This is a genomic window from Ruegeria sp. BHSC026 (assembly GCF_059613065.1).
Genome location: NZ_JBXWRV010000004.1, coordinates 235,041 through 257,568 on the forward strand (window position 1 = coordinate 235,041; position 22,528 = coordinate 257,568).

Consider the following 22,528-nt stretch of genomic DNA (forward strand, 5'->3'; position numbering starts at 1 on the left):
GGTCAGCCCAACGCTGACTTGAATTCCAGGAAACGGGCGTCGGTCATCACGCGCGCCATCATCGCCTCGCGCAGCGCGCCGATGGTCTTGTATGGGCGCATGACTACCTCGAAGGTCTGGATCAGCCCGTCGTCGTTCAGAGTGATCAGGTCCACGCCCACCGCGTCCAGATCGCCGACCTTGCACTGAAACTCCAGCGCCCAGTCCTTGCCCGCGCCCATGATCCGGCGATAGCGGAACTGGGAAAACACCTGGCCTACATGGGCCAGCACCGCCGCCACCGGCGCGCGTCCCGTCCAGGTGCTGTAGTAGGTCGGCGGCATGAACCGCACATCTTCGGCCAGCAATTCGTGGATCAGGCTCTCGTCGCCCTTGGCAACCACCTCCTGTATGCGTTCGATCGTCGGGTGCATCTCGTCTCCTCCGCTTGGGGGTGAGAGTTGCGCGAACAGCACCCCCATCGCAAGGACGACGTTGCGAGAACCCACGCCCTGCGATAGGCAGCGCGCATGAGCGATACCTATGATCCGCCCCAAACCCCGCTGGACGTGCTGCACGAGGACGCGCAGGTAATCGTCGTGAACAAACCGGCGGGTTTGCTGTCGGTGCCCGGGCGGGGGGCGCATCTGGCCGATTGCCTGCTGACCCGCGTTCAGGCGGCCTTTCCCCAGGCGCTGCTGGTGCATCGGCTGGACCGCGACACATCGGGGGTTATGATCTTTGCCCAGACGCCGCATGCGCAGAAATACCTGGGCCAGCAGTTCGAGAACCGGCAGACCCGCAAGACCTATGTCGCGCGGGTCTGGGGGCGGGTCGAACCCAAGGCCGGAACCGTCGGTCTGCCATTGATCGTGGATTGGCCGAACCGGCCGCGGCAGATGGTCTGCCATGAAACCGGCAAGCCCGCGGTGACCGATTGGCGCGTGGTCCGGCACGACGGCGACACGACCCGCATCCGCCTGTTTCCCAAGACCGGGCGCTCGCACCAGCTGCGGGTCCACATGCAGGCGCTTGGCCATCCGATTCTGGGCGATCCGTTCTATGCCGAAGGGCCCGCGCGGAATTTTCCGCGCCTGATGCTGCATTCCGAGGAGTTGCGCGTCAAACACCCCGAGGATGGCGTGTCGATGAAATTCCGCTCCGCGCCCGATTTCTGACCCTCTTTGCCCCGGCGGGCAGGTATTCGCCGATCTCGCCATTTTGTCGCTTGAGCCGTATTGCTGCTGGTATGATAAAATGTCGTCAACGAAGTAGCCCGAAAAACGGGTACAGGAGCAGAAGGTGATTCCATGACGATTTCCAGATTCGCGCTGCCGCTGGGACTGAGCGCTGCCCTTATTCTGGGCGCGTGTACCGATCCGGGGACCCTGCGAGTGCAGGGCGACCCGAACCAGAACGCCAAGCAGGGCGCCATTCTGGGTGGCCTGATCGGGGCTGGTGTGGGGGCCATCGCCAATGATTCCAACCCCGGACTGGGCGCGTTGGCCGGGGCGGCTATCGGTGCTGCTGGGGGCGGGTTGATCGGCAACCAGTTGGACAAACAGGCCGCCGAGCTGCGCCAGCAACTGGCCAATGACGGCATCACCATCGTGAATGCCGGTGACCGGCTGATCGTCACCGTGCCCAACGACATCACCTTCGACACCGACAGCGCCACTGTCCGTCCGGCGCTGCGGGCCGATCTGGTGCGGGTCGGTCAGAACCTTGTGAATTACCCCAAGTCCAATGTGCAGATCATCGGCCATACCGACAGCGACGGCGATGCGGGCTACAACCAAGCCCTGTCGGAACGTCGCGCCAATGCGGTCGCCGACATCCTGCAGGCCAACGGGGTCAGCTATGCGCGCATCACGACCATCGGGCGGGGTGAAAATCAGCCGATCGCCTCGAACCTGACGCCCGAGGGCAAGGCACAGAACCGACGGGTCGAGATCGTGATCGTGCCCAGCGGGAACGCCTGACACGCGACAGACAACACGATGGGGTCGCGGCGCGCGACCCTTTCTTTTTGCACATTGACTGCGCGTCAAGCGCGCTATGGTTAGCGGCTGGAACGGCTAAACTGCAACCAGACACGATGATGGAGTTTCCCCATGTCCGACCCTATCCTTCTGGGCCTGTCCGGCTCGTTGCGGAAGAACGCCACGAACCGCAGGCTGCTGCGAGAGGCCGCCCGGCTGTTCAATCCTGGCACGTTCATCGAGGCTGATCTGAACCTGCCGCTCTATGATGGCGACCTCGAAGACAGCGCCGGGATACCGGACAAGGTGCAATTGCTGGCGGATCAGATCACCCAGGCGCATGCGGTGGTCATCTCGACGCCCGAATACAACAAGGGGCCGTCGGGCGTGCTGAAGAACGCGCTGGATTGGGTCAGCCGCACCAAGGGGCGGCCCTGGGCCGACAAGCCTGTGGCGGTGATGTCGGCGGCGGCAGGCCGGGCCGGGGGCGAACGGGCGCAGATGATCCTGCGGGCGTTCATGGTGCCGTTTCAGCCGCGCGTTCTGGCAGGGCCGGAACTGCACCTGGCCGACAGTTCGAACGAATTCGACGATCAGGGACGACTGATCAGCGACCGATACGAGGCGACGCTGCGCGAGTTGATGCAGAAGTTGCGGGCCGAAGCCGGGTTTTAGGCCGATGGGCCATCTTGCCGGCCGGATGGGCGCGGCCTAGGGTGCCGCCATGACCGACCGTTCCGCCGAAACCCAAACCGACGTGATAGACCCTGCCCGCGCCGCGGCCTTGCAGATTGCGTTGGGTCAAACCGCATCGATCGAGGCCGGCTCAGCGCTGCCGCCCTTCTTTCACCAGCTGTATTTCTGGTCTCCGCGCCCGCCGGCCGAGCTTGGGCGCGACGGGCACCCGGCCATAGGGGATGGGCTGATCCCCGATCTTGGGCTGCCGCGCCGGATGTGGGCGGGCGGGCGGCTGCGTTTTCACGCGCCGCTGCGCGCAGGCGCCATGGCCGAGCGCCGCTCGTTGCTTGAGCAGGCCACCACGAAAACTGGACGCACCGGGCCTTTGGGCTTCGTCACCCTGCGCCACGAGATCCGTCAGGGCGGAACCCTGTGCCTGACCGAATGGCAGGATCTGGTCTATCGTCAGGACCCCGCAGCGGATGCGCGTAAGCCGATTCCGCCTGTCGCGCGGACCGACGAGACCGATGCGCGCACCGTCACGTTCGATTCGACGCTGCTGTTCCGCTACTCGGCGCTCACCTTCAATGGCCACCGCATTCACTATGATCTGGACTATGCCCGCGATGTCGAAGGCTATGACGGGCTGGTCGTGCATGGCCCGTTGCTGGCGCAGCATCTGATGCTGCTGGCGACCGATCTGCTGGGGCCGCTGGCTGAGTTCTCGTTTCGGGCCTCGTCGCCGCTGATGCATTTCGAACCGGCAAATTTGTGCCGCAACGGGAATGACCTCTGGGTGCGTGGGCCGGACGGACGGCAGTGCATGCAGGCCTGCGCCGTCGCGCAGTCAGAGTGACGCGTCGGGTCGGAAACCCTCGGGGATGGTGTCGCGGTCTTCCAGAACCAGATCGGCCATGACTTGGGCCACTTTGGGGGCCATGCCGAACCCGATCTTGAACCCGCCATTGGCGATGAACTGACCCTTGTGCAGTGGATGCGCGCCCAGCATCGGCGCGCGGCTTTTGCTGCGGGGGCGCACACCGGCCCAGCGTTCGATCACCTCGGCCCCGTGCAGCACCGGCACCGCGCGCAGGGCGCGTTCGATCACGTCGTCCAGGGCAGCATCGGTGCTGGTGGGGTCATCATAGTCGCGCTCGGACGTCGATCCGATTGCCAGCGTCCCGTCGGCATGGGGCACGATGTGGATCGCATCGGCAAACAGCTGCGGCACGTCGCGCGCGTTGAAGCGCAGCAAGGCCGCCTGCCCCTTGACGCCGCTGCCGACGGTCCTGCCGAAGGCCCGCGACAGCTCAAGCAGCCCGGCCACGCCGGTGGCATGGATCACCCGGCCCCGGTCGGGCGCTTCGGCAGCGACCTCGACCCCCATCGTGGCCAGGGCGGCCACCAGCGCGGCACAGGCCCGGCGCGGGTGCATCCGCGCGCTGAGCGTGTCGTGAATGACAAATCCAGTGGGGCTGGGCGGGCACCAGGCGCCGACCTCCTCGACCCGCCGCACCGTCCAATCGGCGCGGCCCTGCCACAGGCTGCGGGCGGTCTCGGCGCGTTGATGCGCCAGGTCCAGCCCGCGCTGATCGGCGATCGGCTGCAGCCGCCCCAACCGGGCGTAGCCGGGCGACACGCCGCCGGTGGCCTCGACTTGTGTCCAGAAGGGTTCGGCCATCAGCAGGCTTTCGAACTGAAACGCCTTCTTGTCGTTCCAGTTTTCCGGCACATGCGGCGCCAGCGCCCCAACCAGCCCGCCGCTGGAGCCGGCGCCCGGGCCGAACGGGTCAACGACCTGAACCCTGGCACCACGCCGGGCGCAGGTCCAGGCGATGGACAGGCCGAAAATCCCGGCGCCGCGGATCGTCACATCGACCATTGCCAAACCTCTTTCCCTTGTTCAGTGTCGCGCCGCCTAGCTACAGGATTCCCTCATGGCAGACCAGCGCGCCGAATTGTCGTGGACGGACGAAACCATCCCGGTGTCGAACCGGTTCGACGACCCTTATTTCAGCCTGCAAAACGGGCTGGAGGAGACCCGCCACGTCTTTCTGGCGGGCAATGACCTGCCGGCCCGGTTCGCCCCCGGCTTTCACATCGCCGAGCTGGGCTTTGGCACCGGGCTGAACATGCTGACGGCCTGGGCCGCGTGGGAGACCTCGGGGCAGAGCGGCCCGCTGACCTTCACCAGTTTCGAGGCGTTTCCGATGGACCCGTCCGACATGGCGCGCGCGCTGGCGGCTTTTCCCCGGATCGCGCCCTGGGCAGGCCGGTTTCTGGACGCGTGGCAGGGCGGGACCTGTGACCTGGGGTCGTTGCGCCTGACGGTGATCGAAGGGGATGCCCGCGCGACGCTTCCGGGTTGGGCCGGCCAGGCGGATGCGTGGTTTCTCGATGGGTTTTCACCGGCCAAGAACCCCGAGTTGTGGCAGCCAGACCTGATGCGGCAGGTGGCCGATCACACTGCCCCCGGCGGCACGGCGGCCACCTACACGGCGGCCGGATTCGTGCGCCGCGGCCTGCAGGAGGCCGGGTTCGAGGTTGCCCGCGCACCGGGCTATGGCCGCAAGCGGCACATGACCCGGGCGGTCAAGCCATGAGCCAGCAGAACAACGTGAAGGCCGGCATTGCCCTGATGGTCGGCGCGACCATCGTGTTTGCCCTGCAGGACGGGATCTCGCGTCACCTGGCGGGCACCTACAACACCTACATGGTGGTGATGATCCGATACTGGTTCTTCGCGCTTTTCGTGCTGGCGCTTGCGGCGCGGGCGCCGGGCGGTCTGGCCGCTGCGGCGCGGACCCGGCAGCCGGGGTTGCAGATCCTGCGCGGCCTGCTGCTGGCGGGCGAGATCTGCGTGGCGGTCTATGGGTTCACCATCCTAGGTCTGATCGAAAGCCAGGCGGTGTTCATCTGCTATCCGCTTCTGGTGGCCGCGCTCAGCGGGCCGGTTCTGGGCGAGACGGTCGGCTGGCGCCGGTGGGCCGCGATCGGGGTGGGGTGCATCGGCGTTCTGATCATCCTTCAGCCGGGGATGGGCGTGTTCAACCCTTGGGCGGTAATCCCGCTGATCTCGGCGTTGATGTTCGCGGTTTACGGGTTGCTGACGCGCTATGTGGCGCGTCAGGACAGCACCGCCACCAGTTTTTTTTGGACCGGCGTGGTGGGCGCCGTGTTCATGACCGCGATCGGCCTGTGGTTCTGGGAGCCGATGGTGCCGCGCGACTGGCTGTGGATGGGCCTGCTGTGCGTGACCGGGGTTCTGGGGCACTGGCTGCTGATCAAGTGCTATGAGATGGCCGAGGCCAGCGCGGTGCAGCCCTTTGCCTATTTCCACCTGATGTGGAGCGCCATCCTGGGGATCACGATCTTTGACGAAACCCTGCGCCCTGCCGTGGTGGCGGGCGCTGCGCTGGTGGTGGCCGCGGGGCTGTTCACCCTATGGCGCGAACGCCGCCAGGGTTGATCCGGTCAGTTCCCTCGAAAACGGGATAGGCAGCGCCGGCTTGCCCAGCCGCGCGCGATAGACGGGCAGGCTTTCCGTCACCCGCATCACATAGTTGCGGGTCTCGGAAAACGGGATGGTCTCGATCCAGTCGATCATGTCCACCTCACCGCGCAACGGGTCGCCGTAGCGTTCCCTCCACGAGATCGGCCGGTTCGGTCCGGCATTGTAGCCGGCGGCCATCATCACGACGTTTCCGTCGAAATCGGCCGCCAGTTTGGCAAGGTAATTGGCCCCCAGCTTGGCGTTGTACTGCCAGTCCGCGGTCAGCCGAGGGGTCTTGTGCCCGCTTAGAATGCCCAATTCCTGCGCCACCAGCTTGGCGGTGGCGGGCATCACCTGCATCAGGCCGCGCGCACCCGCGCCGCTGACCACTACCGGGTCGAACTCGCTTTCGCGGCGGGCGATGGCCAGAACCATCTCTTCGGCCATCGGCAGGCGCATGTCGGCCACGGGGTGCATCGGGTAATAGGCCGCGGGCAGAACGACCCCTTCGGTCGCCGCGCGCTTGGCGATCATCACGGCCAGGTGCGGCTCGTTCAACTCGATAGCCAGGTCGCCCAATTGGCCGGCCTGTACCGGGTCCAGCCCCTCGACCAGATGGGTCAGGAACCGTTCGGCAAGGTCGCGTTCGCCCGCGCGCAGCAGCAGCAACCCGGCCTGCAGAACGCTGGAATTCGCGAAATCGGCCTGTTTCCAATGTGGCGCCCGGCGCGGGTTGGCCAAATCGTCGTCGAACGGGCGGCCGATTTGTTCGGCCGCCAGCAGCCCGTAGAACGACGTCTGATAGTCCGCCCCCAAGGCAAAGGCTTCATAGGCTTTCTCGGCGTTGCCCTGCGCGGCATAGGCCCGGCCCAGCCAATACCCGCCCCGACCCATCGAGATCGGCGATTGAACCGCGCCGAGGAAATTCTGGAAATGCCGCACCGCCGTGTCGGGATCGTTCAGCCTGCGCAGGGCCAGAAACCCCGACAGCCACTCGAGGTCGGCATAGCCATAGCCCATCTCGGGGGTCATGTGGTGGTTGGCGGCAATGGCATAGGCGCGGTTCGCATCGCCCTGACGCATCTCCAGCCGCGCCAGCCGACGCCGCCCCTCGGCCCATTTGTCGGGCTCGCCCAGGGCCTCGGGGCTGGTCGAGCGGGCCAGCATCAGGTCGATGGCGCTGTCGTCCAGTTCCTTGCGGTCACGCCATACGAAACGGTCGAAGGCCAGCCCCGGATCATCGGCCAGCGCTTTGGGCACCGCGGCGATCTTGGCATCCACGCCGGGCGCGCGCTTTTGCAGCGCGATCCGGGCCTCGGCCAGTTTGCGATAGTCGCTGCCCACAAGCGGCAGCATCTGAGCCGCGCTGATCAGGTGCCCGTCCCACAACATCCGGTCCAGCCGGGCCTGATGATGCGGTTTCAGCAGTTTACCGAAGTTTTCAACGTAGTCCTTTTGCAGGCCCTCTCCCATCGGCATGGTGCGCCACGCAGTCACGATATCGGCCTGCGCGTCGCCGACCCGTCCCTTCGCCATCAATGCGATGGCATGGTTCAGGGCGCCTTCGGCCGTTTGCGGAGGGGTGTCCCGGTAGAATTTAAGAACCCGGTCGGGGTCGGCGCCGGTGAAGGTCGGCTCGCTTTTGCGGCGCAACCAGGCCAGTCCGGGCCAGTCGGGTCGCCGGTCAAGAAATACCAGAACGTCGCCCGAACTGCCGAACCCTTGGCGCAGCCAGTGCCACACGATGATGTCGCGCGAAACCGAGCCGCGCGCGCCTGCGACGCGTAGGGCTTCGTTCCAATCTCCGGCACGCATTTCCGCCAGTCCGGCCCGCAGGTCGGCCACGCTGTCGGCGCGCGCGTTTCCGATCTGCACCGTCATCGCCAGAATCGCCGTGGCAATCAGCGCCAGAATCCGTGTCATCCCTTGCATTTCCCGACCAACCGTGGATACAGCCATTCAGGATAAACCTTGCGCCGCCGGGATCAACTCAAGAAACCTAAATTCGTATCGGCCCGCGACGCACATCACACGATTGAACCTCAAGGAGCGTTCCATGTTCAAAGGCTCGATGCCAGCTCTTGTCACCCCGTTCCGCAACGGCGAGTTGGACCTGGATACGCTCAAACAATTGGTGGAATGGCAGATTGCCGAAGGGTCGACCGGTCTGGTGCCGGTGGGCACGACCGGCGAGAGCCCGACGCTGAGCCACGAGGAACACGAAACCGTGGTGGCCGAGGTGGTCAAGGCCGCCGCGGGGCGCGTGCCGGTAATTGCCGGGGCCGGGTCGAACAACACGGTCGAGGCGATCCGGTTCGTGCGATTCGCGCAGAAGGTCGGCGCCGATGCCGCTTTGGTCGTGACGCCCTATTACAACAAGCCCACCCAACGGGGGCTGTTGACCCATTTCCGCGCCTTGCACGACTGCGCCGACATTCCGATCATCATCTACAACATCCCCGGCCGGTCGGTCATCGACATGACCCCGCAGACGATGGGCGAACTGGCCCAGCTGCCGCGGATCGTCGGCGTCAAGGACGCCACCGGCGATCTGGCCAGGGTCAGCCAGCAGCGCGCCACCTGCGGTACCGATTTCATCCAACTGTCGGGCGAGGACGCGACGGCGCTGGGCTTCAACGCCCATGGCGGGGTCGGCTGCATCTCGGTCACCGCGAACGTGGCGCCGAAACTGTGTGCCGAGTTCCAGCAGGCAACACTGGCGGGCGATTACGCCACGGCGCTGGAGTACCAGGACCGCCTGATGCCGCTGCACGAGGCGATCTTCATCGAACCCGGCCTTGTCGGTGCCAAATATGCCCTCAGCAAGCTGGGCCTGTGCTCGGAAGAGGTGCGCTCGCCGCTGACGACGCTGGAGGACGGCACAAAGCAGGCCATCGACGCGGCGATGCGCCACGCGGGCCTTCTCTGATCCGGCGCGGGCTGTCCGCCCGCCTGCCTCCGGGAGTGAGCGGCCGGGGGTCTCTCGTCAGCGCTTGCCGTAGTACAGGCCGACCACATGTTCGGCCTGGGCAAAGAACAGCCATCGGGAAACGGCCACGCCAGCAAGGTGCGACAGCACCGCCAGCGCGGCGAACAGGTGGTTGAACGGTAGCGCCAGCAGAAGCACCGGCAGCACGAAGGCCAGACCAAAGGAAATCACCCGCAGCTTTTCGGCATGTTTGCGTCCGACAACGTGCACGAACTCCCGCAGTAGATAGTTGGTGCCCGTATGCGGGGGCTCGAAGGCGCGCACAGTGCCGCGGTCGCCCAGACCGGTGGCCGTGGCGAGCGTGGTGCCCGCATTCGCGAAAGCTTGGTCGCCCTGACGCCAGTACAGGATCTGGATCAGGGCCGCGATCAGCAGCAGTGGAATGGCCAGGGCCGTCTGCCCCGCCAAAAGCGCCCCGCCCGCCAGGCTGAAACTGAGAAACATGGCCGGGGTCAGCTTCATGTTCCAGCGCGGGATCGTCTTGAGCTGCGTGTAGATCATCGCAGTCGTGAATACGGTCGCCAGCGACAGCAGCGATCCCAGCAGGCCCAGCCCGGCCCAACGCTGGCCGAGGAAAATCACGCCGATAGCATAGAGCCCCATGACCATCAGGGCCAGAACCGCGCACCAGCCCTCGCGGCTGAGCCAACTGGTCTTCCATTGGGTGAACGCCTTGAGCGCGCGTTCGGGATGGCCGAGGTGAAAGGTCGAGGCCAGAAGCCCGCCCACCGCCAGCGCATAGGCGATGGCGAAGAACACGAACGCCACCCAACCCGAGACATTCGGCAAGCCCAGCCCCAGAAAAAACATCAGGCCGAAGCCCAGCCCCGACAGGGTTGTGAACACGATGACAGAGGGTGCGGGATGCATGTCAGAGCTTCTCCAATGCCTTGTCCAGCCAGCCAAGGAAGCCCTTCGGCTCGTCGGCGACCGGCGCCAGCAGGGGCGCCAGGATGTCGATCTGGTCTTCGACTGTGTCCTTGGGGCGGGGTGGCAGGTATTTGTTGATGGGTTTGGTGCCCATTTCAGGCATCAGATCCATGCCGCCGCGCTCGGCCACCAGTTGGCTGACCGCGCTGTCGGGGTCGCCCAGGTCGCCGAAATGACGGGCGCCCGCGGGGCAGGTCCGCACGCAGGCGGGAACGCGGTCTTCCTCGGGCAGGTTGTCGTTGTAGATGCGATCGACACACAGGGTGCATTTCTTCATGACGCCCTCTGCGGCGTCCAGTTCGCGCGCGCCATATGGGCAGGCCCAGGCGCACAGGCCGCAACCGATGCAGTCGCTTTCATTGACCAGCACGATCCCGTCCTCGACCCGCTTGTAGCTGGCGCCGGTTGGGCAGACGGTGACGCAGGGCGCATCCTCGCAATGCAGGCAGGATTTGGGGAAATGGATCAGTTGGGCGGCACCTTCCGCCGGCTGCACCTCGTAGGAGTGTACCCGGTTCAGAAAGGTGCCCGAGGAGTTGGCGCCATAGGCGTCCTGATCGGACAGGGGGGCGCCGTAGTTCTCGGTGTTCCAGCCCTTGCAGGAGATCACGCAGGCATGACAGCCGACGCAGGTATCCAGGTCGATGACCAGGCCCATCTTTCGTTCGGTGGATTGGGGGAGTTGGGTCATAGTGTCTGCTCGTGTTCCGGGCCGGGAGAGGTGAGGGTGCCAGCCCCCTCTTGAGCCTGGCGGCTTAATTCACCCCCGGTATATTTCGGGCCAGATGAAGGACGGGGCAGGGTCATTTGCCGACCTTCCACGCAAGATCCTTGGGGCCGGTGCCGACCGGAGATTTGATTGGCGGGAATTCCGGTTGGCTTTGGGCGTCTGCCGGTGCTTCGGCTTTTTCGATCTTGACCTTCAGATCAAACCAGGCGGCCTGTCCCGTGATCGGGTCGGAATTTGCCCAGCGCAGGCCGTCGCCCTTGGGCGGCAGCAGTTCGTGGATCAGGTGGTTGAGCAGGAAGCCCTTGTTCGCCTCGGGCGCGTCGGGCTGCAGGGCCCAGGCGCCCTTGCGTTTGCCGATGGCGTTCCACGTCCAGACGGTGTTTTCGTTGAGCGCGGCCATCTCCATGACCGGCACAGTGATTTCGCCGTGTGGGGAGGTGACGCGGGCCCAGTCGCCGTCTTTCAGCCCGTGCTCCCGCATCAGTTTGGTGGGGACATAAAGCGGGTTGCGTCCATGCAGTTGGCGCAGCCACGCGTTCTGGCTGCCCCAGCTGTGATACATTGCCATCGGGCGCTGGGTCAGGGCGTTGATGGTGTAGCCTTCGTTGCCGGTCTGGTCGGTTTCGTACCAGATGGGCAGTGGATCCATTTTGTGTCTGATCTGGTCGCGCAGGTGGTCGGGCGGCTGGCGGTCGCCGTGACCTTCAGCGGCCAGCTGGAATTTGCGCATCGGCTCGGAATAGAGTTGGAACAGGTAGGGTTGAGGGCTGTCATACAGGCCCATTCCCACCGCCCAGTCCTGATACGCAGTGTTCCAGGGTTTGTAGTAGAGCGCCGCATCGGGAATGTGCTCGACGAAAAACCCACCGTTTTCGATGTAGCGGTTCAGCTGGTCGGGGTTCACATCGCCGCGCCCCACCTGCGAGCCATCGGCGCCGCGGAAGCCGGCCAGCGGGCCGATGCCTGGTTTGCGCTGGTGGTTGACCATGTAGTCGGCATAGTCGGTCCATTTCGGGCTTCCATCCTCGTTGGTGAAGCCCGGCAGTTTCATGCGGTTGGCCAGTTCGATCAGAACCGATTGAAAGCCACGCACGTCGCGGTCAGGTTCGATGACCGGCCAGCGGATCGCGTCGGCGGCGGCGTCGGCCTCGCAGATCGGGCGGTCGAGCAGCGAAATGCAGTCGTGACGCTCGAGATATGTGGTGTCGGGCAGGATCAGGTCGGCATAAGCTACCATTTCCGAGGAATAGGCATCGGAGTAGATGATGCGCGGGATGGCATATTTGCCGTCTTCGTTCCGGCGGGTCAGCATCTCGATCACGCCGCTGGTGTTCATGGTCGAGTTCCACGACATGTTCGCCATGTACATGAACAACGTGTCGATCTTGTAGGGATCACCCGCCGCCGCATTCGATATCACCATGTGCATTAGCCCGTGGGCTGACATGGGGTTTTCCCAAGTGAAGGCCTTGTCGATGCGCTGCGGCGTGCCGCAGTCGTCCAGCAGAAGGTCCTCGGGGCCGCGGGGAAAGCCAAGATGCGGACCATCCAGCGGTCGGCCGGGGCGGCGATCGCCATGTGGTGTAGGGTGGGCCTCGACGGGTTTGGGATAGGGCGGTTTGAACCGGAAGCCGCCGGGAACTTCGACCGTGCCCAGCAGGATCTGCAGGCTGTGCAGCGCACGACAGGTCTGAAACCCGTTGGCATGGGCCGAAATGCCGCGCATGGCATGGAAACTGACCGGCCGCCCCACCATTTTGCTGTGCGTCTCGCCGCGGAAGTCGGTCCATTCTTGGTCCAGCTCGAACGCCTCGTCAAAGGCGACGCGGGCCAGTTCGGCGGCGATGGCCCGGATGCGTTGGGCCGGGATGCCGCATGTGTCGGCAACGGCTTCCGGCGCGTATTCGTCGCTGAGGTAACGTTCGGCCATCAGGTGGAAGACCGGCCTGTGGGTGACGCCATCGCGTGTGTATTGCGCCGACAGGTCGGGGCGCACGCCGGGTTTGTCGAATGCCGCAGGCTGCCCGGTAATGCGGTCGATCACAAGCGGCTTGCCGTCAGCGTCGCGCAGAAACAGACCCTTTTCCGGGCCTTCCTGGGCATTCACCAGAACGGGTGCGTTGGTATAGCGGCTAAGATAGTCCAAATCGATCTTGCCGGCTTTCATCAGCACATGGATCAGCGACAGGATGAAAAGCCCGTCGGTGCCCGGAGTTATCCCCACCCAGTCGTCGGCAACCGCGTTGTACCCCGAGCGGACCGGGTTCACGCCGATCACGCGTGCGCCGCGCGCCTTGATCTTGCCGATCCCCATCTTGATGGGGTTGCTGTCGTGGTCCTCGGCCACCCCGAACAGCATGAACAGCTTGGTATGGTCCCAGTCGGGCTGTCCGAATTCCCAGAAAGCACCCCCCATCGTATAGATTCCGCCTGCCGCCATGTTGACCGAACAGAACCCACCATGCGCGGCATAGTTTGGTGTGCCGAAATTCTGGGCCCAGAACGAGGTGAAGCTTTGGCTTTGGTCGCGACCCGTGAAGAACGCCAGTTTCTGAGGTGCGGTTTCGTGCAGTTCGTGCAGCCAGCCGACGGCGGTGCTGATCGCTTCGTCCCACTCGATTTCGCGGAATTCACCCGAGCCACGCGGCCCGACGCGACGCAGCGGTTTGCGCAGCCGGGACGGGGCGTTCACCTGCATGATCCCCGCGCTGCCCTTGGCGCACAGCACGCCCTTGTTCACGGGGTGGTCGCGGTTGCCCTCGATATAGGCGACCTTGCCATCCTTGAGGTGCACGTTGATCCCGCAGCGGCAGGCGCACATGTAGCAGGTGGTCTTGCGTACCTCGTCCGAAACTTCGGGTGACGTATCCAGCTTTGGTTGGCTCATGTGTTTCCCTGTGGCTCATGGCCGCCAATGTTGCGCAGGCGGTTCTATCTTGACGCTACTCTAGGCAATTCCCCGTCCCGATCCAGAGGCTTGCGCCGTTCAGGCCGGTGCGTCGACGTGCGGATCACCGCCCGTGGCCCGGGCGATGATCGGGTTTCAGGCGCCCGGTCGCGTCAGGCGCCGGTCTGCGGCCGCATGTCGTCGCGGCTGATGCCGGCCACCGCCACCGGCTTTTTCATCGCATCGCGGCGGAACGGTTCGCCCAGTTCCTGGTTGATCAAGGCTTCGATCAGGGTGGTGATGCCGTTTTTCTGATCTTCTATCGCTTGTGCCAAGGCTGCGGTCAGTTCATCCATGGTGCGGGCCACCACGCCCTTCAGGCCGCAGGCCTGCGCGATGCCGGCATACGAGACCTTGGTGTCCAGTTCGGTGCCGACGAAATTGTCGTCGAACCACAGGGTCGAGTTCCGCTTTTCGGCGCCCCACTGGTAGTTGCGGAAAACGATTTGGGTGATGGCGGGCCATTCCTCGCGGCCGATCGCGGTCAGTTCGTTCACCGCGATGCCGAATGCGCCGTCACCGGCAAAGCCCACGACCGGCACGTCCGGGCAGCCGATCTTGGCGCCGACGATGGCCGGCAGGCCATATCCGCAGGGGCCGAACAGGCCCGGCGCGAGGTATTTGCGGCCCGCCTCGAAGGACGGATAGGCGTTGCCGATGGCGCAGTTGTTGCCAATGTCCGAGCTGATGATGGCCTCTTTCGGCAGGGCGGCCTGAATGGCGCGCCAGGCCATGCGGGGGCTCATCCAGTCGGGCTTGGCGGCACGGGCGCGCTCGTTCCAGGTGGTGCCCGGGTCGTCGTCCTCGTGGTCCATGCTGGTCAGCTGCTGGGCCCAGCGCGATTTCTTTTCGGCGATCTTCGCCTTGCGTTCGGCGCGACCTTCGTCGCCCGCGGTGTCGCTCAGCTGGTTCAGGATGCCGGTCGCCACCTTGGCCGCGTCACCCACGATGCCCACGGTGACCGTCTTGGTTAGGCCGATTCGGTCGGGGTTGATGTCAACTTGGATGATCTTGGCGTCGGCTGGCCAGTATTCCATGCCATAGCCCGGCAGGGTCGAGAACGGGTTCAGGCGGGTGCCGAGGCACAGCACAACGTCGGCCTCCTTGATCAGCTCCATTGCAGCCTTGGACCCGTTGTAGCCCAGCGGACCGGCGAACAGCGGGTGGCTGCCGGGGAAGGCGTCGTTGTGCTGGTAGCCGACGCAGACCGGGGCATCCAGACGCTCGGCCAGCGCCTTCGAGGCTTCGATCCCGCCCTTGGACAGAACCACGCCGGCACCGTTCAGGATAACGGGGTTCTTCGCCTTCGACAGCAGCTCGGCCGCCTGGGCCACGGCGGTTTCACCGCCCGAGGGGCGCTCGAACTCGACGATGGCGGGCAGTTCGATGTCGATCACCTGGGTCCAGAAATCACGTGGGATGTTGATCTGGGCCGGGGCGCTGGCGCGCTTGGCCTTCATGATGACCCGGTTCAGCACCTCGGCCACGCGCGACGGGTCGCGGACCTCTTCCTGATAGGCGACCATGTCCTCGAACAGTTTCATCTGCTCGACTTCCTGAAAGCCACCCTGACCGATGGTCTTGTTCGCGGCCTGCGGCGTGACCAGCAGCAGCGGTGTGTGGTTCCAGTAGGCGGTTTTGACGGCAGTGACGAAGTTGGTGATGCCGGGGCCGTTCTGGGCGATCATCATCGACATCTTTCCGGTGGCGCGGGTGTAGCCGTCGGCCATCATGCCAGCCGATCCTTCGTGAGCGCAGTCCCAGAACATGATTCCGGACTTGGGGAACAGGTCCGAGATCGGCATCATGGCCGAACCGATGATCCCGAACGCATGTTCGATCCCGTGCATTTGCAGCGTTTTTACAAAGGCCTCTTCCGTGGTCATTTTCATCTGGGCGATCTCCGAACAGGGGTGAAAACAGGCAGGCGGGCCGCCTGGGTCGCCATAGGTTTTGGCGCAATGCCGGCCACCGGGTTAGGGCCAGTCGGGAAGTCGGCTTAGGTCCAGAGGGCGGTCAGGTTGCCTGAATCGCCCCGGCGATCCTGGCGATCCCGTCGGGAATGCGGTCGGACGAAATCGAGGAATAGCCCAGCCTGTAGAAGTTGCGTGGACGGTTCGGGCCGGAAAAAAACGGCGCGCCCGGTTCGATGTGAACACCCTGTTTCTGCAACTGCCGCGCCAGTTCGGCGGTATCGACATGGTCGGGGGCCCGCATCCACATCGACGAACCGCCGAACACCCCGCGTCCGGCGACGGTCAGCCCGTGCCGCTGGATGGCCTCTTCCATGGTCTGCCGGCGGTGCAACAGGGCTTTGGACATGCGGCGGATCTGGGCGTCATAGTGCCCCAGCGACAGGAAATAGGCCGCGGTGCGCTGGATGTGGCCCGGCGGATGCCGGAACACCAGCGACCGAAGGGCGCGCGCCTCGCGGATGAAGGCCTCGGACCCGACCATGTAGCCCAGCCGCAGACCCGGAAACAGCGATTTGGAGAAACTGCCGACATAGATCACGCGGCCGTCCTTGTCCAAGGACTTGAGCGCCGGGGAGGGGGCGCCCAGAAAGGCCATCTCGAATTCATAGTCGTCTTCGACGATCATTGCGTCCAGCGCGCGGGCGCGTTCCAGCAGGTCGTGGCGCCGCGCCACGGGCATGGTCGCCGTGGTGGGGCATTGGTGGCTGGGCGTGGTGTAGATGACATCGGTGTCATCGGGGATGGCGTCGGGCGGCAGCCCGTCCTGATCGACGCGCAGCGCCGCCATGGTGGCATCCGAGCAGCGCAGCAATTCATGCAGCGCGTAATAGCTGGGATCTTCGATCGCTGCCTTGCGCCCGTGTCCCAGAAGGATGCGCGAGGTCAGCCACAGCGCGTTCTGCGCGCCCAGCGTGATCAGGATTTCCTCGGGCCGGGCCGCGATGCCACGGCGGGGCAGCGTGTGGCGGGCGATGAATTCGACCAGCAGCGGGTCGTCCTGATCCACATAGTCGCCGGTCAGTGAGTCGAAATCCTTGTGCCCCAGTGCTCGCACCGCGCACAGCCGCCAGTTGGCATGGTCGAACAGGGTGCGGTCGGGCTGACCGTAGATGAACGGATAGCGGTAGTCCCGCCAGTCCTGCGGTTTGGTCAGAACGTCGCCGTCCGAAAACCGGCGGGCCAGCGCCCTGTCCCAGTCGACAGTCTCGGCGCCGCGCTGGACCGGCGTGTATTTCGGCGGAACCGGCGCGTTCTCGGACACATAATAGCCCGATCGCCCCCTGGCCGTCAGATAGTCATTCGCCAGCAGCTCGGTATAGGCCAGCGTCACGGTGATGCGGCTGACGCCCAGATGTGCGGCCAGCTTGCGTGACGAGGGCAGCTTTTCGCCCACGTGAAATCGCCCCGACAGGATGCCCTCGGCGATCATCTGCTGGATCTGCGCCTGCAGCGTGCCTTGCCCGTCCGGCTTCAGAAAGAAGGTGTCAACTGAAATCCCCATACCTCGTTATAGGGTGGACCTAAGGTGCGGGCAATCTGGACTTATCCTTGATCACCCTCTTCCGGCATTGACATGTCTCTGATAATAATTCTATAAAACTAGAAATTTAGTTTAATGGAGGGTAGAGCATGTGGGAAAAAGCGGCAGCAGGGTTTTCGGCCATGGGGTCCGAAGCCCGATTGCAGGTGCTCAAGACCTTGGTGCGCGCCGGCGAAGACGGGCTGAGCGTCGGAGAAATCCAGAGCCGGACCGGCATCGCCCCGTCGACCCTGGCCCATCACCTGCGGTTTCTGGCCGCCGGCGGCGTGGTCGAACAGGAAAAAGTGGGGCGCAGCACGATCAACCGGGCCTGTTTCCACGAACTGAAGAACCTCGCGCAGTTCATTCTCAGCGAATGCTGCGCGGACCAGCAAGGAAAGGCCGCCAACGATGGCTGAGTTGACGCAGACCCCAAAGGCGGCTGGCAAGCGCCTGACCGACTATCTCAAGACCCCTTGGGCGCCGATTGTGGCGATCCTTGCCTTGGTTGCCGTGCTGGACCCGGGCAATTGGGTCGCTGTCGTCAGCTTCGCGGGAAGGGCGCTGGCGCATACCGGTCAGTACATCCTGTTTGCGGTTCTGTTGCTTTCGTATCTCAAGGCCACGGGAGCGGAAACGATGGTGGCCCGCGCCTTTGAGGGGCGCGAAGCCCGGATGATCTTTCTGGCCGCCCTGTTCGGCGGGCTGGCGCCGTTCTGTTCCTGCGAGGTAATTCCGTTCATCGCCGGCCTGCTGGCCCTTGGCGCGCCGTTGTCGGCGGTGATGGCGTTCTGGCTCAGCTCGCCTCTGATCGACCCGCCGACCCTGCTGATCACCGCCGGTGCGCTGGGCTGGCCCTTTGCCATAGGCAAGGCCGCGGCCGCGGTGGCCCTGGGCCTGTTCGGAGGCTTTGCCGTGCGCTTTCTGATGCGTCGCGGGGCGTTCGCCCGGCCGTTGCGCCGGTACGAGCCGGCCGGATGCTGTGGCTGCGCCCCGAAGCAAAACGAGAAGCCCGTGTGGAAGTTCTGGCAGGTGCCCGAGCGCCGCGCCCGGTTCCGGGCCGAATTCGTGCAGAATGCCCTGTTCCTTCTGAAATGGATGGCCTTTGCCTATGTGCTCGAGGCGCTGCTGGTCAGCTATGTTCCGGCGGACCTGATCGCGCGCGCGGTCGGGGGCGAGGGCGTGGTTCCGATCGTGATCGCGGCCTTCGTGGGCATGCCCGCCTATCTGAACTCGTATGTCGCGCCGCCGCTGCTGGCCGGGCTGATGGAACAGGGGATGAGCGCCGGCGCGGCCATGTCGTTCATGATCGCGGGCGCGGTCAGCTCGATCCCGGCCATGGCTGCGGTGTGGTCGCTGGTCAAAGCACGTGTCTTTGCGGCCTACCTGGGCCTTGGCATCAGCGGCGCGATCGCGGCAGGTTTCCTGTTCCAGATGCTGTGAAACGCATGCCACCCGGCGACGGTCCGGGTGGCGTAGCCCGCCGGCCGATCAACTGCCCGCGCAATATTTCGGCAGCTTGAACCGGTATCGCGGTTCGCCGCTATCCATGTAGACGCGCTTTTCAATGCAGGCGGTCGTGCCGACGGTCTGCGCGATCGGGGCCTCGGTCGCCGTGATCGAAGCGGCAGACCCATCCGGCAGGCGCACCGAAGCAATCACCCCGTTCTTCAGGTCACCGTTGATCGGCGTCGCCGACAGGACCGGCACGGTCAGGAAGGCCTCGTGTTCATGCCTGCCATCACCGCTCAGCAACAGCAGGGCCGCCGCCACTCCGATGACGCTGACGCCACCGAGAATGACCAGTCCCTTGGTTTTCATGAATGCGTAGATCGAGACCGCCCGGTGCGGCCCGACGACTTTGGACAGTATGTTCAGCATAATCCGTTCCGATGAAAAAGGCCCCGTACCTGCGCGGTCGGGGCCCAAATCTGATTAGTTGCGATGGTCATCCTCATCGTCTTCTTCGGCACCGCCCTTGGGCAGGTTGAAGAAGCTGTCGGCATCGACGATCGGTTCCGCGTCCTTTTCTTCTTCGTCGTCATCGGACAACGAGAAGGTTTCCAGCCCCTCGATTGCCGTGGGGATCTTGGGCGCGGCGTCCATCTCCAGCGACTGTTCGGTCGAGACCAGCTTGCGGCGCTCGTCATCGCTCATCACGCCACCTTCGGCGGCCTTCTTCGCAGCGGCCTTCTGAACGGCTGCATCCAGTTCGGACTGTTTGCACAGGCCCAGAGCCACCGGATCGATCGGCTGCATGTTGGCGATGTTCCAGTGGGTGCGCTCGCGGATCGACTGGATCGTCGGCTTGGTGGTGCCGACCAGTTTCGAGATCTGGCCGTCGGAAAGTTCGGGGTGGAACTTGACCAGCCACAGGATCGCGTTGGGACGGTCCTGCCGCTTGGACAGCGGGGTGTAGCGAGGCCCGCGGCGTTTTTCCTCGCCGGCTGCGGCCGGGTTGAACTTTAGCTTCAGCTTGTGCAGCGGATCCTTCTCGGCCTTGTCGATCTCGTCCTGAGTCAGCTGGTTGTTGGCGATCGGGTCGAACCCTTTGACGCCGGCGGCCACATCGCCATCGGCGATGCCCTGAATTTCCAGCTCGTGCATGCCCACGAAATCCGCGATCTGCTTGAAGCTGATCGTGGTATTGTCCACCAGCCACACGGCGGTCGCCTTGGCCATCAGGGGTTTTGCCATGAGCCCGTCTCCTTTGAATACATCTGTCCCGTCGCCGGAATTCGGCGGCCCCGAGGTCTTGGGGCAGGTTTCCGTTGTCGGGGAACTCGGGGCGTATATAGTCGCGCAAAAGCCGGAAGGGAAGAGGCGAATGCGTTGGGTGGTTCTGTGGGCGTTCAGTGCGGTGGCCGCGCTAGCCGAGGGCGAGAAGGCAGGGGAATTCGACTATTACGTGTTGTCGCTGAGTTGGTCGCCCAACTGGTGCGCCCGCGAGGGTGACGCGCGCGGGTCCGACCAATGCGATGCGCGCCACGATCACGGCTGGATCCTGCACGGGCTGTGGCCGCAATATCACCAAGGCTGGCCGTCGTATTGCCCCACGCCCAAAGCGCCGCCCTCTCGCGGGAAGACCCGTGAAATGCAGGATATTCAGGGCAGTTCCGGCCTTGCCTGGCATCAGTGGAAGAAACACGGCACCTGTTCGGGCCTGTCCGCGGCAGATTATTACGCGCTGTCGCGGCAGGCCTATGAGCGCATCAACCGCCCCGCGGTGTTCCGCAAGCTGGACAAGCCGGTCAAACTGCCGGCGCGCGTGGTCGAGGAGGCCTTTGTCAAAGCCAACCCGGGGCTGGAACCCGACATGATCACCGTCACCTGCAACAGCGGATACATCGAAGAAGTACGAATCTGCCTGTCGCGCGAACTGGACCCGGTGCCCTGCGGGCGGGACGTGATCCGGGACTGTACCGCCTCGGACGCGGTGTTCGATCCGATTCGCTAGAGCTTCTTGTTCTGGCAGTCGCGGGCATAGTCCAGTGCCTTGGCGGTGCCTTTCAGGTCGATCGCCAAAACCCGCTCGCCTGCCGGATTGTAGACCGTCATCGTCTTGTTCCGGGCGATGGCGGTAACAAAGTTCCGGTCGGTGAAGAAAACGGTCGCACCGGGCACACGATCCTGCTTGAAGCCGATGGCGGTGGCGTCAAAGCTCTTGCCATCCAACTCGAACCGAATCGGATAGGATTTGCCGGGCTCGATGTCGCCCCAACCCTTGTGGAAAACGGTGAAATAGCCCCGATTGTCCAGCGCGTCATAGCCCAGACGCACCACCGACAGGTCCTGATACACCGTTTGGATCAGGCAGCCGTTACCCAGATTGGGATCCATCATGATGTTCCAGCCTTCGACGAACCCCTTGTCTATCAACTGCTGTGACCAAGCGGAGGTGGCGGTGAAGGCGGCAAGAACGAGCGCGATGACGCGGGTCATGGTCGGAATCTCCGGGCAAACAGGGTTCAGACCCGCAGGTTAGAGAAGTATCGTCAGATTTCAATCGGATCGCGACTCGATCCGGGACCTTTCGCCCTGCCGAAGGACCTGTACACCCGGCAATCCCGCCCATAGAGTTCGTGCGAATTCGTTGGACAGGACCCGCAGGATGAAACTTGCCACCGCCGCATACCCTCTCAGCTGGCTGGATAGTTGGGCGCAGTATGAAGACAAGCTGGCCGACTGGGTTGCGCAGGCCGCGGGGCAGGGCGCGCAGTTGCTGGTGTTCCCGGAATACGGTGCAATGGAGCTGTCAACTCTGGATGGTGCTGAGGTGGCCGGCGACCTGGAGCGCTCGATCCAGGCCGTTTCCGACCGGATGGAGGAAGTCCACACCCTGCACCGGCGCCTTGCTGTCGAGTACAATGCGTACATTCTGGGCGCGTCCGCACCGGTGAATGCAGGGCAGGGCCGCCCCGTGAACCGGGCCGCGTTCTACTCGCCCGCCGGTGGCCACGACCACCAGGACAAGCAGATCATGACCCGGTTCGAGCGCACCCCTTGGAAAATCGCGCCGGGAGGGCCGCTGAAACTGTTCGACACGGCGTTGGGCAAGATCGGCATTCTGATCTGCTATGACAGCGAGTTTCCTCTACTCGGCCGCGCCCTGTCCGAGGCGGACCTTATCCTTGTTCCGTCCTGCACCGAGGCCCTGTCGGGCTATTGGCGCGTTCGCATCGGTGCGATGGCGCGGGCGTTGGAAAACCAATGTGTGACCGCGATGGCCTCGCTGGTCGGCGACAATGACTGGTCTGAGGCGGTCGACAAGAACACCGGCATGGGCGGTGTGTTCGGCCCTCCCGACGTGGGTTTCCCCGAGACCGGCGTTCTGGCGGAAGGCGCTCTGAACCAGCCGGGCTGGACCTATGCCGAGGTCGATCTGGACGCGATCGCCCATGTGCGGGCTGATGGCGGGGTTCTGAACCGGTCACACTGGTCGGAACAGGATCCCCGCGTCCAATCGGTCACATTGTCGCGCCTTTAGGCGATTCCGCCCTTGAAAAATTGGCAAAAGGGGACCATTTAAGCGCACATCTGCGGATTCCGCGGGAAAACGCAACAATGGAGACAACATGGCCAAGGAAGATACGCTCGAATTTCCCGGTGTCGTGAAGGAACTCCTGCCCAATGCGACGTTTCGGGTCGAGCTGGAAAACGGCCATGAAATCATCGCACATACGGCAGGCAAGATGCGCAAGAATCGCATCCGCGTTCTGGCCGGCGACCGTGTTCAGGTCGAGATGACCCCCTATGATCTGACCAAGGGTCGGATCAACTACCGCTTCAAGTAACGCCTGCCGCA

23 protein-coding genes are annotated in these 22,528 nt (G+C 64.3%); 12 read left to right on the forward strand and 11 right to left on the reverse strand.

What is annotated here, in order from left to right; translation table 11 throughout:
- Positions 1 to 2 precede the first annotated feature (2 nt).
- Positions 3 to 413, reverse strand: coding sequence for a nuclear transport factor 2 family protein (locus AC2FME_RS07425; protein WP_496680383.1), 411 nt, complete (start codon positions 411 to 413; stop codon positions 3 to 5).
- A gap of 96 nt (positions 414 to 509) precedes the next feature.
- On the opposite strand from AC2FME_RS07425, the gene AC2FME_RS07430 reads away from it, so the two are divergent.
- From AC2FME_RS07430 to AC2FME_RS07445, 4 genes are all read left to right on the forward strand, one after another.
- Positions 510 to 1,157 carry an RluA family pseudouridine synthase gene (locus AC2FME_RS07430; protein ID WP_496800064.1) on the forward strand — a complete coding sequence of 216 codons (648 nt, stop codon included), beginning with the start codon at positions 510 to 512 and terminating at the stop codon, positions 1,155 to 1,157.
- A 132-nt stretch (positions 1,158 to 1,289) separates the two neighbouring features.
- A complete protein-coding gene (locus AC2FME_RS07435; RefSeq protein ID WP_496800065.1) occupies positions 1,290 to 1,961 on the forward strand; it encodes a YiaD family glycine zipper/OmpA-like lipoprotein in 672 nt (223 codons plus the stop codon).
- A gap of 132 nt (positions 1,962 to 2,093) precedes the next feature.
- The gene (locus AC2FME_RS07440) at positions 2,094 to 2,636 is read left to right on the forward strand and encodes an NADPH-dependent FMN reductase (protein WP_496800066.1); all 543 of its coding nucleotides are present in this window, start codon (positions 2,094 to 2,096) and stop codon (positions 2,634 to 2,636) included.
- A 49-nt stretch (positions 2,637 to 2,685) separates the two neighbouring features.
- Complete coding sequence (locus AC2FME_RS07445) at positions 2,686 to 3,495, forward strand: HTD2 family dehydratase (protein ID WP_496800067.1); 810 nt, start codon at positions 2,686 to 2,688, stop codon at positions 3,493 to 3,495.
- On the opposite strand, the gene AC2FME_RS07450 is transcribed toward AC2FME_RS07445, so the two are convergent.
- On the reverse strand, positions 3,487 to 4,521 hold the full coding sequence (locus AC2FME_RS07450) for an NAD(P)/FAD-dependent oxidoreductase (protein WP_496800068.1): 1,035 nt from the start codon (positions 4,519 to 4,521) through the stop codon (positions 3,487 to 3,489). The genes AC2FME_RS07445 and AC2FME_RS07450 overlap by 9 nt on opposite strands.
- A 55-nt stretch (positions 4,522 to 4,576) precedes the next feature.
- Between AC2FME_RS07450 and mnmC2 the strand changes: the two genes are divergently transcribed.
- On the forward strand, positions 4,577 to 5,242 hold the full coding sequence (gene mnmC2, locus AC2FME_RS07455; RefSeq protein ID WP_496800069.1) for a tRNA (5-methylaminomethyl-2-thiouridine)(34)-methyltransferase MnmC2: 666 nt from the start codon (positions 4,577 to 4,579) through the stop codon (positions 5,240 to 5,242).
- The gene (locus AC2FME_RS07460) at positions 5,239 to 6,108 is read left to right on the forward strand and encodes a DMT family transporter (RefSeq protein ID WP_496689616.1); all 870 of its coding nucleotides are present in this window, start codon (positions 5,239 to 5,241) and stop codon (positions 6,106 to 6,108) included. Before mnmC2 ends, AC2FME_RS07460 begins: the two co-directional genes overlap by 4 nt.
- On the opposite strand, the gene AC2FME_RS07465 is transcribed toward AC2FME_RS07460, so the two are convergent.
- Positions 6,082 to 8,055, reverse strand: coding sequence for a lytic transglycosylase domain-containing protein (locus tag AC2FME_RS07465; protein ID WP_496800070.1), 1,974 nt, complete (start codon positions 8,053 to 8,055; stop codon positions 6,082 to 6,084). The two genes, AC2FME_RS07460 and AC2FME_RS07465, sit on opposite strands and share 27 nt — an antisense overlap.
- A 133-nt stretch (positions 8,056 to 8,188) precedes the next feature.
- Here AC2FME_RS07465 and dapA point away from each other — a divergent pair, with 133 nt between their 5' ends.
- Complete coding sequence (gene dapA, locus AC2FME_RS07470; protein WP_496680399.1) at positions 8,189 to 9,061, forward strand: 4-hydroxy-tetrahydrodipicolinate synthase; 873 nt, start codon at positions 8,189 to 8,191, stop codon at positions 9,059 to 9,061.
- Between the two features lie 57 nt (positions 9,062 to 9,118).
- Here dapA and AC2FME_RS07475 read toward each other — a convergent pair whose 3' ends face one another.
- The 5 genes from AC2FME_RS07475 to pdxR form a co-directional block, all read right to left on the reverse strand.
- Entirely contained in the window at positions 9,119 to 9,991 is an 873-nt protein-coding gene (locus AC2FME_RS07475; protein ID WP_496680401.1) for a dimethyl sulfoxide reductase anchor subunit family protein, read from the reverse strand.
- Position 9,992: 1 nt separating this feature from the next.
- Positions 9,993 to 10,742 carry a 4Fe-4S dicluster domain-containing protein gene (locus tag AC2FME_RS07480; RefSeq protein ID WP_496800071.1) on the reverse strand — a complete coding sequence of 250 codons (750 nt, stop codon included), beginning with the start codon at positions 10,740 to 10,742 and terminating at the stop codon, positions 9,993 to 9,995.
- A gap of 112 nt (positions 10,743 to 10,854) precedes the next feature.
- Positions 10,855 to 13,668 carry a molybdopterin oxidoreductase family protein gene (locus AC2FME_RS07485; protein WP_496800072.1) on the reverse strand — a complete coding sequence of 938 codons (2,814 nt, stop codon included), beginning with the start codon at positions 13,666 to 13,668 and terminating at the stop codon, positions 10,855 to 10,857.
- A gap of 173 nt (positions 13,669 to 13,841) precedes the next feature.
- Positions 13,842 to 15,620, reverse strand: a complete 1,779-nt coding sequence (gene xsc / locus AC2FME_RS07490; protein WP_496800073.1) for a sulfoacetaldehyde acetyltransferase — start codon at positions 15,618 to 15,620, stop codon at positions 13,842 to 13,844.
- Between the two features lie 124 nt (positions 15,621 to 15,744).
- On the reverse strand, positions 15,745 to 17,205 hold the full coding sequence (gene pdxR / locus AC2FME_RS07495; protein ID WP_496800074.1) for a MocR-like pyridoxine biosynthesis transcription factor PdxR: 1,461 nt from the start codon (positions 17,203 to 17,205) through the stop codon (positions 15,745 to 15,747).
- Between the two features lie 128 nt (positions 17,206 to 17,333).
- On the opposite strand from pdxR, the gene AC2FME_RS07500 reads away from it, so the two are divergent.
- Together AC2FME_RS07500 and AC2FME_RS07505 are read left to right on the forward strand one after the other, a co-directional pair.
- Entirely contained in the window at positions 17,334 to 17,642 is a 309-nt protein-coding gene (locus AC2FME_RS07500; protein WP_496680411.1) for an ArsR/SmtB family transcription factor, read from the forward strand.
- Entirely contained in the window at positions 17,635 to 18,666 is a 1,032-nt protein-coding gene (locus tag AC2FME_RS07505) for a permease (protein ID WP_496797437.1), read from the forward strand. Before AC2FME_RS07500 ends, AC2FME_RS07505 begins: the two co-directional genes overlap by 8 nt.
- Positions 18,667 to 18,714: 48 nt before the next feature.
- On the opposite strand, the gene AC2FME_RS07510 is transcribed toward AC2FME_RS07505, so the two are convergent.
- Positions 18,715 to 19,104: a hypothetical protein gene (locus AC2FME_RS07510; RefSeq protein ID WP_496689224.1), complete on the reverse strand. Its 390-nt coding sequence runs from the start codon at positions 19,102 to 19,104 to the stop codon at positions 18,715 to 18,717.
- Positions 19,105 to 19,158: 54 nt separating this feature from the next.
- Positions 19,159 to 19,920, reverse strand: a complete 762-nt coding sequence (locus tag AC2FME_RS07515; protein ID WP_496680415.1) for a DUF1013 domain-containing protein — start codon at positions 19,918 to 19,920, stop codon at positions 19,159 to 19,161.
- Positions 19,921 to 20,050: 130 nt separating this feature from the next.
- On the opposite strand from AC2FME_RS07515, the gene AC2FME_RS07520 reads away from it, so the two are divergent.
- Positions 20,051 to 20,680 (forward strand): ribonuclease T2 family protein, encoded by a 630-nt coding sequence (locus AC2FME_RS07520; protein ID WP_496680417.1) that lies wholly within the window; start codon positions 20,051 to 20,053, stop codon positions 20,678 to 20,680.
- On the opposite strand, the gene AC2FME_RS07525 is transcribed toward AC2FME_RS07520, so the two are convergent.
- Positions 20,677 to 21,165, reverse strand: coding sequence for a hypothetical protein (locus AC2FME_RS07525; protein ID WP_496710720.1), 489 nt, complete (start codon positions 21,163 to 21,165; stop codon positions 20,677 to 20,679). The two genes, AC2FME_RS07520 and AC2FME_RS07525, sit on opposite strands and share 4 nt — an antisense overlap.
- 169 nt (positions 21,166 to 21,334) lie before the next feature.
- Between AC2FME_RS07525 and AC2FME_RS07530 the strand changes: the two genes are divergently transcribed.
- Both AC2FME_RS07530 and infA read left to right on the forward strand, forming a co-directional pair.
- On the forward strand, positions 21,335 to 22,210 hold the full coding sequence (locus tag AC2FME_RS07530) for a carbon-nitrogen hydrolase family protein (RefSeq protein ID WP_496800075.1): 876 nt from the start codon (positions 21,335 to 21,337) through the stop codon (positions 22,208 to 22,210).
- 88 nt (positions 22,211 to 22,298) lie between these two features.
- Positions 22,299 to 22,517, forward strand: coding sequence for a translation initiation factor IF-1 (gene infA / locus AC2FME_RS07535; RefSeq protein WP_005620785.1), 219 nt, complete (start codon positions 22,299 to 22,301; stop codon positions 22,515 to 22,517).
- Positions 22,518 to 22,528 lie beyond the last annotated feature (11 nt).

What these genes read in the sequence shown, in the direction of transcription:
- dapA (WP_496680399.1), top strand. Translation starts at nt 8,189, where the DNA reads ATGTTCAAAGGCTCGATGCCAGCTCTTGTCACCCCGTTCCGCAACGGC.
- mnmC2 (WP_496800069.1), top strand. Translation starts at nt 4,577, where the DNA reads ATGGCAGACCAGCGCGCCGAATTGTCGTGGACGGACGAAACCATCCCG.
- AC2FME_RS07505 (WP_496797437.1), top strand. Translation starts at nt 17,635, where the DNA reads ATGGCTGAGTTGACGCAGACCCCAAAGGCGGCTGGCAAGCGCCTGACC.
- AC2FME_RS07475 (WP_496680401.1), bottom strand. Translation starts at nt 9,991, where the DNA reads ATGCATCCCGCACCCTCTGTCATCGTGTTCACAACCCTGTCGGGGCTG.
- AC2FME_RS07530 (WP_496800075.1), top strand. Translation starts at nt 21,335, where the DNA reads ATGAAACTTGCCACCGCCGCATACCCTCTCAGCTGGCTGGATAGTTGG.
- AC2FME_RS07500 (WP_496680411.1), top strand. Translation starts at nt 17,334, where the DNA reads ATGTGGGAAAAAGCGGCAGCAGGGTTTTCGGCCATGGGGTCCGAAGCC.
- pdxR (WP_496800074.1), bottom strand. Translation starts at nt 17,205, where the DNA reads ATGGGGATTTCAGTTGACACCTTCTTTCTGAAGCCGGACGGGCAAGGC.
- AC2FME_RS07460 (WP_496689616.1), top strand. Translation starts at nt 5,239, where the DNA reads ATGAGCCAGCAGAACAACGTGAAGGCCGGCATTGCCCTGATGGTCGGC.
- AC2FME_RS07430 (WP_496800064.1), top strand. Translation starts at nt 510, where the DNA reads ATGAGCGATACCTATGATCCGCCCCAAACCCCGCTGGACGTGCTGCAC.
- AC2FME_RS07480 (WP_496800071.1), bottom strand. Translation starts at nt 10,742, where the DNA reads ATGACCCAACTCCCCCAATCCACCGAACGAAAGATGGGCCTGGTCATC.
- AC2FME_RS07465 (WP_496800070.1), bottom strand. Translation starts at nt 8,055, where the DNA reads ATGACACGGATTCTGGCGCTGATTGCCACGGCGATTCTGGCGATGACG.
- AC2FME_RS07510 (WP_496689224.1), bottom strand. Translation starts at nt 19,104, where the DNA reads ATGCTGAACATACTGTCCAAAGTCGTCGGGCCGCACCGGGCGGTCTCG.
- xsc (WP_496800073.1), bottom strand. Translation starts at nt 15,620, where the DNA reads ATGAAAATGACCACGGAAGAGGCCTTTGTAAAAACGCTGCAAATGCAC.
- AC2FME_RS07450 (WP_496800068.1), bottom strand. Translation starts at nt 4,521, where the DNA reads ATGGTCGATGTGACGATCCGCGGCGCCGGGATTTTCGGCCTGTCCATC.
- AC2FME_RS07515 (WP_496680415.1), bottom strand. Translation starts at nt 19,920, where the DNA reads ATGGCAAAACCCCTGATGGCCAAGGCGACCGCCGTGTGGCTGGTGGAC.
- AC2FME_RS07520 (WP_496680417.1), top strand. Translation starts at nt 20,051, where the DNA reads ATGCGTTGGGTGGTTCTGTGGGCGTTCAGTGCGGTGGCCGCGCTAGCC.
- infA (WP_005620785.1), top strand. Translation starts at nt 22,299, where the DNA reads ATGGCCAAGGAAGATACGCTCGAATTTCCCGGTGTCGTGAAGGAACTC.
- AC2FME_RS07445 (WP_496800067.1), top strand. Translation starts at nt 2,686, where the DNA reads ATGACCGACCGTTCCGCCGAAACCCAAACCGACGTGATAGACCCTGCC.
- AC2FME_RS07485 (WP_496800072.1), bottom strand. Translation starts at nt 13,668, where the DNA reads ATGAGCCAACCAAAGCTGGATACGTCACCCGAAGTTTCGGACGAGGTA.
- AC2FME_RS07425 (WP_496680383.1), bottom strand. Translation starts at nt 413, where the DNA reads ATGCACCCGACGATCGAACGCATACAGGAGGTGGTTGCCAAGGGCGAC.
- AC2FME_RS07435 (WP_496800065.1), top strand. Translation starts at nt 1,290, where the DNA reads ATGACGATTTCCAGATTCGCGCTGCCGCTGGGACTGAGCGCTGCCCTT.
- AC2FME_RS07525 (WP_496710720.1), bottom strand. Translation starts at nt 21,165, where the DNA reads ATGACCCGCGTCATCGCGCTCGTTCTTGCCGCCTTCACCGCCACCTCC.
- AC2FME_RS07440 (WP_496800066.1), top strand. Translation starts at nt 2,094, where the DNA reads ATGTCCGACCCTATCCTTCTGGGCCTGTCCGGCTCGTTGCGGAAGAAC.